Below are 11,404 nucleotides of genomic sequence, written 5' to 3' on the forward strand. Positions count from 1 at the left end.
CCCTAATCTTTAAAGCAATCTCAGAAGACCCAGAATCAATAATAAAGATTATCCCAATTTCAACAAGGAATATGGCAAACAAAGAAATGCAAGCCCAAGCAATCTCAATAACCATAAATACACAAGCCCCCCAAATCTCAGAGCTCCTTCAATCCTATCCCAATCCCGCAAAGGATGCCTGCTATATCCCATTCAAGCTTTCCAAAGATTCAAATGTTTCTCTAGAAATCTATAACATCTTAGGACAAAGGGTAAGGACAATAGAGCTAGGACAAAAACCTAAAGGCTCATATACCCAAAGAAACAGGGCAATATTCTTTGACCTAAAGAATGATAGTGGAGAAAACCTCTCTTCTGGATTATACTTTTACAAAATAAAGGCAGATGATTTCTCTGCCATAAAGTCAATGGTTGTCCAATAATGGCAAAACAATTAAGCTTTAATGAAGAAGCAAGAAAAGAGATTCAAAAGGGCGTAAATACCTTAGCCGATAAGGTAGGCAAACAATCAGATTCAAATAAAGCCTGTTTATCGAGGGGTTCTCCTAAGAATCAATGGAAGGGAGGTATCTTTGATTGTTTAGGAGAGGTAAGTAAAGGAGAATCCCTGATTGGTCAGATACCATTAGAGGATTTAGACCTTGTTGTGGATATGACAACAAAGAGACTTATGCACAATCCAAAATCCCCTGATATTCCAATGGCTGAAATCTTATAGGACTTCTATTGGTGTTAAACCAAAGCAATTATTTTCTAAGGTAATGAAACAAGGGGTTGATAATGAATGCAACAAGAAGAAGGATTAAGCCTAAAGCAAACGAGTGGGCAAAATTTCCCTTGCTTGTCTCAAGGGCAATGGCGGTTGGAATATTCCTGGTATAGGAAGCTATATTCCCACCCACCATCATTGAGATTCCCACCTCAGCGAAAACCCTTCCAAATCCACAAATAATCGCAGAGACAAATCCTTGCCTTCCTTCCTCAAAAATCACTGCCATAACCTGAAATTTATTAGCACCAAGGGCAATTGCTTCCTTTTTTACCCTTATATCCAATAATGAGATAGATGAAATAAGAAGCCCTGTAATGATTGGAGAGATAAGGATTACCTGACCAATGACCATAGCATATGGTGTGTATAAAAGGGAAAGGCATCCCAAAGGGCCATTTCTTGAAAGGAGCGAATAAACAAGCAAGCCAACCACAACCGTAGGAAGTGCCATCAGGGTGTTTATAATGGTAATTATTATTTTTTTTCCTATAAATTCGTATTGGGTAATCATAAGGCTTATTGGTAGAGAGAGTATTGCAGAAATCGTTGTTGCTATGAAAGAGAGCTTAATAGAAAGAAAAACAATCCCAAACAATTCCCTATCTCCCTTTAAGATAAGGTTTATGGAAGATACAATAGAATCAAGGAGATTCATACATTTGATTATATTTGTCCTTTATAGACCTTGCCTTTTCTAAAGGGGTAGTGATATAGGAGGAAATAGGATGGAAAGGTTCATTTATAGGATTAAAAAGCCTTATTCCATTTACTCTGTATTCACCAATTATCCTTTGGCATTCTTGTTTTATAAGCCAATCTGCAAGCTTTCTTGCCGATCCATAATTTATGGGATATTTCTTTGGATTAATAATGATCACAGAATATGGATTATAGAGTTCTTTTGGGTCTTCTTTCAAGATAACAAGAGAAATCTTGTTCTTGTAAGAAAGATATGTTCCCCTATCAGATAAACAATACCCATTTTTTTCATTTGCGATTATCAATGTCTCTCCCATTCCCTGTCCTGTTTCAAGATACCATTTTCCCTTTGGCTTTATTCCTGTTTTTTCCCATAGCCCTTTTTCCTTTTTATGTGTTCCAGAATCGTCTCCCCTTGAAACAAATATCTCCTTTTCTTTTGCTATATTTTTTAAGCCTGATATAAGGTCTTTTCCCTTTATTTTTGCGGGATCATCCCTTGGTCCTAACAGAACAAAATCATTCCACATAATCTCCTGCCTATTTATTCCAAACCCATCCTTTACAAATTCCTCCTCGTCTTTCTTAGAATGGACAAGAAGAATATCACAATCACCATTTCTTCCCAGCCTTAAGGCTGCTCCTGTTCCCACCGCAATTACATCCACCTTTATTTTATGGGTTTTCTCAAATTCTTTTAAAAGAACCTTAAGAATACCCGAATTTTCAAGAGATGTTGTTGTTGCAAGCCTCAATCTTTCCTCTCTTATACATCCTATAAAAAGAAGTAGAATAAAAAATGTACGCATCCTTTTAAGAAAGCTCATCGCTAAATCTTCTTTAAAAAGCTTGCCATTCTCTCTATTGCCTTTTCTATTTTTTCTACTGAGGTTGCATATGAGCATCTTATAAACCCCCTTCCACAATCACCAAAAACATTTCCAGGAACCACAGCAACCTTTTCAGAAAGTAAGAGCTTTTCGGCAAAATCATAGGAAGATAAACCTGTCTTTTCAATGGATGGAAAGGCATAGAATGCACCATCAGGCATCAAACAAGGCATACCAATGGAATTTAAGCCTGAAACAATCAAATTTCTCCTTCTTAAAAACTCATCCTTTATCTCAATAAAGCTATTGCTGTTTAAAGCAGAAAGACCTGCATATTGGCTCATTATGGGCGCACAAAGGATGATATATTGGTGGATTTTACACATCGCAGAAATTATTTCTTCTGGTCCTAGAGCATAGCCAAGCCTCCAGCCTGTCATCGCATAGCCCTTTGAAAATCCAGAGAGCCAGATGGTTTTTTCTTTTAAAAATGTGCTAAATGGTATATGTTCTATTTCATAAGAAAGAAGCCCATATATTTCATCCGAGATAACCATAATATCATTCTCTTTGCAAACATCAGCAATAGAAGAAAGCTCATCCTTTGTATATGTCATTCCCGTAGGATTATTGGGATAGCAAAGGATAATTGCCTTTGTTCTGCTACTTAGCCTCTCTTTAATGTCATCGGGTTTTATCTTAAATTTATTAGAAAATTTTGTAGGAATAACCACAGGCTTTCCGCCTGCTAATAGGACACAGGGCTTATAGGAAACATAAGATGGTTCAGGAATAAGAACCTCATCATCTAAATCTAATATAGCCCTAACTGCAAGATCAAGGCCTTCTGAAACACCAACCGTAATCAAAACCTCATTTTTTGGGTCGTAAGAGAGGTTATATTTTGAATAGACCATTTGGCTTATCTTTTCCCTTAAAGAAAGAAGACCTGCATTTGATGTATAGGTTGTGAAGCCCTTTTCTATAGAATATAAGGCATTTTCTCTGATATGCCAGGGTGTTGGAAAATCTGGTTCTCCTACACCCAATGAGATTACATCAGGCATCCTTGAGATAAGGTCAAAAAATTTTCTTATCCCAGATGCCGGAATTTCTAATATCCTTTTTGAAAGCATACAATAATTATATCATAAATTTAGAGAGACTATTTGCTCTTTTATTACCCTTGTTGAATCTATGAATTTTTCTTTTTCTTCTTCTGTTAAGGAAATTTTGGGGTGTCCAATTATCCCCTCCCTTCCAATTATTGTAGGTATGCTTATGGATATAGCATAATCTGGAATAAAGGATGACAATGGGAATATTTCCTTTTTATCAAGGGCGATTGCCTTTACTATTTCTAAACATGCCATTCCAACCGCCCACCCTGCTCCCCCTTTATGCTTTATCATCCAAGCCCCAGCCCCTCTTACCTTATCAATTATCTCCCTGTCACAACAGGAAATAGCAACCATCTTCTCCCCATGCTCACCAATCATCATAGCATCCTTTGGGTCTTTTCCAGCTCTTTTTATAATGGATTTAAGCCTTATAGTATCAAGGTATGTCCCCAGACCAAAAACCCTTTCTTTTGCAAAGCCTGATATTTTTAAGACAGCATATGTCATAATGTCAACCGGGTTTGAGACAACAAAAAGGAGGCAATTCCTGTTATTTGATGTAATATTTTTGACAATATCAGCTACCAAAGAGAGGTTTTTGTTTATAAGAGAAAGCCTTGTCTCTCCTTCCTTTCTCCTTAAGCCTGCTGTAATAATTATAAGATTACAATCTGAAAGGTCTTTATAATCTCCTCCTTTAACAATTGTCTCTTTTGGAAATAGGACAAGCCCCTGATTTATATCCTCTGCCTCTCCTATTGCAAGCTCCTTTATTGCATCAAGTAGGATAATTTCATCTACAATTCCACTTTTTGCAATACAAAACGCGGTTGTTGCCCCAGTTCTTCCTGCACCAATTATTCCTATTTTCATAAGAGGAAATTATATATTACCCATCTTTCTTTGGTCAAGATAATTTAGTGGACAAAACTATCCATAAAATGATAAAATTTAAGTATGAAGAAAGAGAAAAAGGGGTTGAAGCAAAGGATTTGGGAATGGTTTGAATCCCTGTTTGTAGCCCTTATCATTGCTTTAATCATCAGGTTTTTCATTATCCAGCCATATAGAATTCCATCTGGCTCTATGATTCACACATTAGAAATCGGGGATCAGCTATTTGTTATAAGATGTAAATATGGAATAATGATTCCTTTTACTGACAAATGGCTATGTAGATGGGCAAAGCCTAAAAGGGGTGATATTGTTGTCTTTAGAAACCCTAAAGACCCTGATCGAGGTGTTCTTTTAAGAATAATCTCGCCTGTAATTTGGGCAGGAACCATTGGAAAGATTGACCTTAATCCACATAAGGATTATATAAAAAGGGTGCTCGGAACACCAGGGGATAAGGTAATGATTAAAGATAGGCAGGTCTATATAAATGAAAAGGCGATAGATGAGCCTTATAAAATACATCAAGATCCATATAGGATATTTGGATATTCAGAGAGAGACAATTGGATTTCTCCTATTGTAGTTCCAGAGGGAAAATACTTTGTAATGGGAGACAATCGGGATTTTAGCTATGATAGCAGGTTTTGGGGCTATGTTCCCGAAGAGCTAATCGTGGGAAAGGCTCTGTTTATCCATTGGCCTCCCTGGAGGATAAAATGGCTGAAATGAGTCAGGAGTCGGGAGTCAGGGGTCAGGAGTCAAAGGAAAGAATACAGAAGATAGTGCGAAAGAAGAAGGTAGAGCTTTTGCAAGAGATTGATGAGAAGGATGCGCAAATAGAGGAATATCTAAATCTGGCAAAAGTGATAAAGGCTGATTTTGAGAATTATAAAAAGAGACAAGAAGAAGAAAAAAACCAATTAAAAAAGATATACCAAAGAGAAATCTTTATTGAATTCCTTAATGTTTTTGATAACCTTGAGAGGGCACTAAAAGAGGGAACAGGGAATAGGGAACAGGAAATAGGGAATATAGAAAAAATTATAGATGGGATTGGTCTTGTTAAGAAGGGATTTGAAGAAATTCTTTCAAAATTTGGGCTTAAAAGGATAGAAACAATTGGACATCCTTTCTCTCCCAAATTTCACACCGCCATTCTCTCTATTCCCATAAAAGAGCAAAGAGAGGGAATAATCCTTGAGGAGGTTCAATCGGGTTGGAAAGATAATGATTTTTGCCTAAGACCTGCCTCTGTTATAGTTTCCAAAGGATGGGAAGAAGAAGCTTCGCAAAAAGGGGAATAAAGGTATTCTTTTTGTTTCTCCTTGTTATATTTGGGCTAAGTAGAATAATCGGGACAAAGAATTTAAGTAGAATAGAAAGCCTTGAAAGAAAACTAAAAGGGGATTCTAATAACTTAAACGTTATCCTTCCCCTTGCTGAGAGCTATTATAAAAAAGCCATTTATCTTGATGATGTAAAAGAAAGCTTCCCCTATTTTGAGGGTGCTATCTTCTTATATAAAAGGGCATTTAATATAAACAAAGACCCAAAAACTGCATTTTTATTAGGAAAGGCATATTTTAATATAGCTAAATATTTAGACAAGGAAGAGAAAAGCAAATTTTACAAAAATGCAGAGGAAAATTTTTTATTTTCTTATCACAAAGGGTTTGTTGACAAGGAGCTATTCATCCTGCTTGGTCATTCCTATTTAATAAATGGTTTCTTTGATAAATCAATAGAATTCTATAAAAAAGCCCTTTTGCTTGCTGAGAAAGACCCAATTGTTATTTCAAACCTTGCCTTTTGTTATAAGGAAAAGGGATGCCTTGATAAAGCCTTGTCATACCTAAAAATGATAGAGAAGCCTTTGACTAAAGAAACATTTATAGACTTACACCTTTCGCTTGGTGAGATATATGAGAGAAAGGGCCTTCTTCTCTTGGCAAGGAAGGAATACCTTATTGTTTTAGAAAAAGATAAAGATAATAAAAAAGCCTTAAGGGCAATAAAAAGGCTTGACTAGCATCCCAGATAATTGTAATTTATAAATCCTAAATTAGATGGCGGTGTAGCTCAGCGGCTCAGAGCAGACGGCTCATATCCGTAAGGTCGGTGGTTCAAATCCGCCCACCGCTAGATAAAATAGCGGTTTAAATGAAGGAACCAGATGATGTCTTAAGGGAGATAAGGAGGCTTCTTGGTGAGGATATAGAGAAGGTAGAGGAAGAAGAATCTAAAGAAGTAAAAGAAAAACCAAAAATCCAAATTGAAGAACCAGAGAAAATAGACAAGCTTCTCTCTGAGATTGAAAAACAAAAAGAGCAGGGTTTTGAAGAAATTCCCAAAGAGCCTCCTTTGGAAATTGTGGAAGAAGAAAAGCCAATAGAAAAAGAAGAAATTGAGCTTGAAATGCCATCCATTGAGCCACCAGAGGAAGAAGAAATAGCCGAAGAAAAGCCACCAGAAGAAGAGCCTAAATTTGAGCCCGTTGAACAGGTAGAGATTGAATCTGAAATAGAAAAACCCCTTGAAATATTAGAGCCTCAAGCTCTAATTTCCGAACCTCAAATCCCTAAACCCGAATCCCAAATCTATGAAGAGCGAGAAGAAATTATTCAGCCCGCATATGAAAATCTAACGTATCCATTAGAGGAGGAATTCAAAGAACCCTCTTTTAATCTCAAGGAAGAACCAATTGAGGAAGAAGAAAGACCTGTTGAAGAAGAAAAAATTTTAGAGGAGAAAACGATTACAGAGCCAAGCAAGGACCAGGAGGAAATGAAGGTCCTCCTTAAGGAAAAGAAGGGGGTTTCACCTCCAAAAAGACCTATTAAAATAAATAAAAAATTTGTTTTTATTCCCCTTTTTATCCTTGGAATAATTGGAATAATCACAGGATATGCCTTTCTTTTCTTACTCCCCAATAAAGAGCTAAAAATTGCTATCTCTAATATAGAAAAACAAAGAATAAAAGAGGGAGAAAAAGGCTTTGATAAATGGATAAAATTTATCTTCTTAAAAAACCAAAAGATTTTTTTCTTTCATCAGCTTGGCGAGGCATATCTTTCGATAAACGATTATAAAAGGGCAGGCTCTATATTTTGGAAGGCTTATGAATTAGACCCAAGCAATCAAAATACGCACAATTATATCCTTTCCTCTACTTTAAAAACAGAGGGATGGGAAAAGGCAAAGGAAAAAGCAGAGAAAATTCTTTTGAAAGACCCAAGGAGCATTCCCGCACACCTTATTTTATCAAAATACTTAAGTAGAAGGGGAGAGATAAAAGAGGCAATCTCCTCTCTTGAGAAAGGCTTAAAAGTATCGCCTTCTAATATTTCCCTTATCTCATTCCTTCAAGTTTTATACTTTCAAGACAAGCAATACAAGAAGCTAATAAGCCTGCACAGATTTTTAATTGACCATCTAAAAAATAACCCACTTAATCCCGATATTGTAGTAAAGGCAGCTGGATATTTTATAGAAAAAGGAGAGCTTAATATAGGGAAACCACCTTTAGAAGAAATATTGAAGGTATATCCAAAAAATATAGGGGCAAGATACCTCCTTTCCCTTGCTTTACTAAAGGAAGGAAATAAAGAAAAAGCAAAGGAAGGGCTTTCCTCCCTTCTTAAGGATGAAGGTTATCCTCTTGCTTATAACACGCTTGGAGAAATATTAAGGGATGAAGGAAAATACATAGATGCCTTATCAGCCTTTTCGCTTGCTATTCTTAAAGACCCTTATTTTGGAAAGGCACATTATAACCTTGCAGATACTGCATTCTACAACCTTAATGACTATTCAACAAGCATTAAAGGATACGAGGATGCAAGAGCGAATGGATATATTACCAGCCAATTACCATATAACCTCGGTGTTTCCTATTACATAAAGGGAAATTATAAAAAGGCAAGGGATTGCTTTGAAATCCTTTCTAAAGATAAAACAATCATCTATAATATTGCTTGTGCTGATGCCAGGCTTAAAAATTTTAAGGAGGCAAAAGAGGGCTTTGAAGCTGCAGAATCCATCATCAAAGAGGGTTTAAGGGAGAAAATATCAGCAAAAGAGGAAAAGGGGCTTTACTCCTTTCTTTCTAATATCTATAACAACTTTGGGCTTATTGCTGAATTTTCTAATCTTTCAAGTGAAGCACAGGAAAGGTATTGGGATGCAATAAACACAGCAAAGCTTGCTGGTTTTGAGCACAAGGAGGCATTTTTAAATCTTACAAATTTCTTCAATGGAAAACTAAACTCCCTCTCTTTACTTTCAGATAAATTGGATAAAGAATATATTGTAGCAAAATGATTGAATTGGTAATTGATGGAAAAAGGATAAAGACAGAACAAGGAAAGAACATTCTTGAGGTTTGTCTTGATGAAAATATTGATCTTCCAAACCTTTGCTATGATTCCCGTCTTAAAAGCTTTGGTGCCTGTAGGCTATGCCTGGTTGAGGTAGAGCGAGCAAAGGGCTTCCTTCCAGCCTGCACAACAAGCGCAATTGAAGGAATGGTTGTTAAGACAAACACAGAGAGGCTTTTAGAAATAAGAAAGGAGCTCCTTGAGCTTATCCTCTCAGACCACCCTGATGACTGCCTTGTTTGTGAAAAGAACGGGGATTGTAAGCTTCAAGAATATGCCTATCAATATGGTGTTAGAAGGGAGAAATATTCAGAGAAATTAAGCATCCTAAAGGAAAACAGCCCATATCGGACAAACCCATTTATTGAGAGGGATACGGACAAATGTATTCTATGTGGAAGGTGTGTAAGAATCTGCGATGAGCTTATGGGAAGGAATGTTTTGGATTTTGCAAATAGGGGGTTTTCTTCTTTAATCACCACAGGCTTGAATAAGCCCCTTGAGGAGAGCAATTGTGAATTTTGTGGTCAATGTATCTCTACCTGCCCGGTTGGTGCTTTATCTTCAAAGATAAAAAAGAAAGGAAGACATTGGGAGACAAAGAAAACAAAGACCATCTGTCCATATTGTGGCTGTGGATGTCCGATAATATTAGAGACAAAAGGCAATACAATAATTGATGTTTCATCAAACAACAATCTCTGCATAAAGGGAAGGTTTGGGTTTGATTTTGTAAACCACAAGGAGAGGCTGAAAAAACCCTTGATAAGTCAGGGGTCAGGGGTCAGGGGTCAGGGGTCAAAATTTAAGGAGGTGGAATGGGGGGAGGCATTGGATTTTGTAGCAAAGAGGTTTTTAAAGATAAAAGAAAAATATGGGGCAGATGCTATGGGTGGGTTTGCTTCGGCAAAGGTAACCAATGAGGAAAATTTCTTGTTTCAAAAATTTATGAGGGCTGTTTTGCAGACAAACAATGTTGACCATTGTGCAAGGCTATGCCATGCTTCAACCATGGCTGGTTTAGCAAAATCTTTTGGCTCGGCTGCTATGACAAACACAATCAATGATATAGCTTGCTCTGATTGCATCATTGTCATTGGCTCAAATACAACAGAAGCACACCCAATTGTAGGGCTTAAAATAAAGGAGGCGATTAGAGAGGGTGCAAAGCTCATTGTTATAGACCCAAGAAAGATTGAGCTAGTAGAGCTAGCAAATATATGGTTAAGGCAGAAGCCAGGCACAGATGTTTGCTTGATAAATTGCTTAATGAATGTCATTTTAAAGGAAGGTCTTTATAAGAAGGATTTTATAAATGAAAGGACGAGTGGATTTAAAGACCTTTGCAAGGCAATTGAAAAATATACCTTAGAATATGGAGAAGAAATTACAGGTTGCAAAAAGGAACTTATTATTGAAGCAGCAAGGATTTATGGAAAGGCAGAAAGGGCATCAATTATCTATTCAATGGGCATAACCCAGCATACAACAGGTGTGGACAATGTCCTTTCTTTGGCAAATCTAGTAATGATGACGGGAAATATTGGAAGGGAAGGAACGGGATTAAACCCTTTAAGGGGTCAAAACAATGTCCAGGGTGCTTGTGATATGGGGTGCTTACCAGACCTTTTACCAGGATACCAAAAAATAGAAGATGAGAAAATAAGGGAAAACTTTGAAAAGGCTTGGAATGTAAAGATTCCAACCGAACAGGGTTTAACCCTAACAGAAATGATTGCATCTATTGATATAAAATGCCTCTATATTATGGGAGAAAACCCCCTTTTGTCTGATCCTGATATAAACCGTGTAAAAGAGGCTTTTTCAAAAAAGGAATTCATTGTTGTTGCTGATATATTCCTCACAGAGACAGCAGAGCTTGCCGATGTTGTTTTGCCATCTTGTTCATTTGCCGAAAAGGATGGAACATTTACAAATACAGAGAGGCGTATTCAATTGCTAAATAAGGCTATAGAGCCACCCGGTGAGGCAAAAGCAGATTGGGAGATAATCCAGATGCTCTCAAATAAAATGGGATACAATATGGAATACAAAGATTCAGGGGAAATTATGAAGGAAATTGCAAGCCTTACACCAATCTATGAAGGAATATCTCATAAAAGGCTTAAAAATGAAAGTTTGCATTGGCCCTGCCTTAATGTCAATCACCCGGGAACGCCCATTTTGCATCGGGAAAAATTTACACGGGGATTAGGATTATTTTGCCCAGTAGAATATAAACCAGCGGCTGAAGAGCCAGATATAGCATACCCATTTATCCTTACCACAGGAAGGATAAGGGAGCATTACCATACAGGAACCCTCTCAAGGAGAAGTCTTGCTTTAGATAATTACATAAAAGAGGGATTTGCTGAAATAAACCCAAAAGATGCTAGCAAACTTGGAATTTTAGATGGAGAAATGGTGAAGGTTTCATCAAGAAGGGGAGAGATAGAGATAAAGGCAAGGATAACCGACATAGTTCCATCGGGTGTTGTCTTTATTCCATTTCACTTCAGGGAATCACCTGTAAATATATTGACCAATCCATCCCTTGACCCAATAGCAAAGATACCCGAATTTAAGGTATCCGCTGTTAGGATTGAAGCTCTTTAAAATCTTGGTATGTATTTAAAATTTATTCTAAACCTTCTTTTTGAGAAAATTATTGACAAATCTTAAGCCTTTAAGATAAATTTACTTTAAGAT

At 36.9% G+C, this 11,404-nt stretch carries 11 protein-coding genes and 1 tRNA gene; 8 read left to right on the forward strand and 4 right to left on the reverse strand.

Annotation, left to right across the window (positions count from 1 at the left end):
- A partial coding sequence (locus tag AB1397_07850) for a T9SS type A sorting domain-containing protein (protein ID MEW6482885.1) occupies window positions 1-422 on the forward strand: 422 nt, incomplete at its 5' end.
- Window positions 422-718, forward strand: coding sequence for a hypothetical protein (locus tag AB1397_07855; protein MEW6482886.1), 297 nt, complete (start codon window positions 422-424; stop codon window positions 716-718). The genes AB1397_07850 and AB1397_07855, both read left to right, overlap by 1 nt.
- Window positions 719-746: 28 nt before the next feature.
- Here AB1397_07855 and AB1397_07860 read toward each other — a convergent pair whose 3' ends face one another.
- Genes AB1397_07860 through AB1397_07875 form a run of 4 tightly spaced genes read right to left on the reverse strand, consistent with a single transcriptional unit; the run spans window position 747 to window position 4,295 of the window.
- Entirely contained in the window at window positions 747-1,427 is a 681-nt protein-coding gene (locus AB1397_07860; protein MEW6482887.1) for an ABC transporter permease, read from the reverse strand.
- A complete protein-coding gene (locus AB1397_07865) occupies window positions 1,414-2,280 on the reverse strand; it encodes a substrate-binding domain-containing protein (protein ID MEW6482888.1) in 867 nt (288 codons plus the stop codon). The genes AB1397_07860 and AB1397_07865 overlap by 14 nt, the downstream gene beginning before the upstream one ends.
- A gap of 20 nt (window positions 2,281-2,300) precedes the next feature.
- The gene (locus tag AB1397_07870; GenBank protein ID MEW6482889.1) at window positions 2,301-3,437 is read right to left on the reverse strand and encodes an aminotransferase class I/II-fold pyridoxal phosphate-dependent enzyme; all 1,137 of its coding nucleotides are present in this window, start codon (window positions 3,435-3,437) and stop codon (window positions 2,301-2,303) included.
- A gap of 12 nt (window positions 3,438-3,449) precedes the next feature.
- The gene (locus AB1397_07875) at window positions 3,450-4,295 is read right to left on the reverse strand and encodes an L-lactate dehydrogenase (GenBank protein ID MEW6482890.1); all 846 of its coding nucleotides are present in this window, start codon (window positions 4,293-4,295) and stop codon (window positions 3,450-3,452) included.
- A gap of 84 nt (window positions 4,296-4,379) precedes the next feature.
- On the opposite strand from AB1397_07875, the gene lepB reads away from it, so the two are divergent.
- The 6 genes from lepB (at window position 4,380) to fdhF (ending at window position 11,311) form a co-directional block, all read left to right on the forward strand.
- Window positions 4,380-5,048 carry a signal peptidase I gene (lepB, locus tag AB1397_07880; GenBank protein MEW6482891.1) on the forward strand — a complete coding sequence of 223 codons (669 nt, stop codon included), beginning with the start codon at window positions 4,380-4,382 and terminating at the stop codon, window positions 5,046-5,048.
- Window positions 5,036-5,623 (forward strand): nucleotide exchange factor GrpE, encoded by a 588-nt coding sequence (locus tag AB1397_07885; protein ID MEW6482892.1) that lies wholly within the window; start codon window positions 5,036-5,038, stop codon window positions 5,621-5,623. The genes lepB and AB1397_07885 overlap by 13 nt, the downstream gene beginning before the upstream one ends.
- On the forward strand, window positions 5,590-6,348 hold the full coding sequence (locus AB1397_07890) for a hypothetical protein (protein MEW6482893.1): 759 nt from the start codon (window positions 5,590-5,592) through the stop codon (window positions 6,346-6,348). The genes AB1397_07885 and AB1397_07890 overlap by 34 nt, the downstream gene beginning before the upstream one ends.
- A 39-nt stretch (window positions 6,349-6,387) precedes the next feature.
- Window positions 6,388-6,461, forward strand: a tRNA-Met gene (locus AB1397_07895).
- An 18-nt stretch (window positions 6,462-6,479) separates the two neighbouring features.
- A complete protein-coding gene (locus tag AB1397_07900) occupies window positions 6,480-8,639 on the forward strand; it encodes a hypothetical protein (protein ID MEW6482894.1) in 2,160 nt (719 codons plus the stop codon).
- Complete coding sequence (gene fdhF, locus AB1397_07905) at window positions 8,636-11,311, forward strand: formate dehydrogenase subunit alpha (protein ID MEW6482895.1); 2,676 nt, start codon at window positions 8,636-8,638, stop codon at window positions 11,309-11,311. The genes AB1397_07900 and fdhF overlap by 4 nt, the downstream gene beginning before the upstream one ends.
- Window positions 11,312-11,404 lie beyond the last annotated feature (93 nt).

The sequence above is a fragment of the bacterium genome, assembly GCA_040756715.1.
GTDB lineage: Bacteria > UBA9089 > UBA9088 > UBA9088 > UBA9088 > JBFLYE01.